The following is a 607-nucleotide window of genomic DNA, read 5'->3' as shown; positions in this document are numbered from 1 at the left end:
CCGAGGGCGGCCAGCCGTCGCGCACCTCGGCGCGGAGACGCCGCCGTCCGAGGTTCCGGAGCACCAGCTCGGAGCGGACCGTCTCGCCGAGGCGCAGCCGCGGCGGGAGGTCGCGCTCGACGGCGACCAGGCGTGGGGATGCCGCGGCCGCGAGGTCGATCGCACCGAGGCCGACCGCGACGAGCAGCCAGACCACGAGGCTCGCCCATGCGGCGCCCGCGTCGCCGCCGAGCAGCACGACGGGCACGACGCCGAGGGCGACGAGCAGGCTGAATCGTCCGGTGAGCGCCATCGTCAGAGCGGGACCTGCACCTGCTGCACGACCGATCGCAGCACCTGGTCGACCGACACGCCCTCGAGCTCGGCCTCCGGGCGGAGCTGCACGCGGTGGCGCCAGGCCGGGAGCAGCATGGCCTGCACGTGATCGGGCGTCACCTTCTCGACCGCGGTCAGCCACGCCCAGGCCTTCGCAGCGGCGAGGAGCCCCGCGACGGCACGCGGGCTCACGCCGAGCCGCATCGACGGGCTCCGGCGCGTGGCGCGTGCGAGGTCGACGACGTAGGCGAGGACGTCGTCGGCGACGCCGACGCGTCGAGCGGCCGCCCGG

Annotated in this window: 1 protein-coding gene and 1 pseudogene; both read right to left on the bottom strand. The window is 76.3% G+C overall.

The features are described 5' to 3' along the window. A pseudogene (locus ESO86_RS18315) lies at positions 1 to 292 on the bottom strand (DUF58 domain-containing protein); the annotation flags it as partial. A 2-nt stretch (positions 293 to 294) separates the two neighbouring features. After that, on the bottom strand, positions 295 to 607 hold a 313-nt coding region (locus ESO86_RS18310), incomplete at its 5' end, for an AAA family ATPase (protein WP_422836518.1).

This window comes from Agromyces binzhouensis (genome assembly GCF_004135055.1).
GTDB lineage: Bacteria > Actinomycetota > Actinomycetes > Actinomycetales > Microbacteriaceae > Agromyces > Agromyces binzhouensis.
The sequence above is the reverse complement of the archived record's forward strand: the minus strand, read 5'-3'. Positions and strand labels throughout refer to the sequence as shown.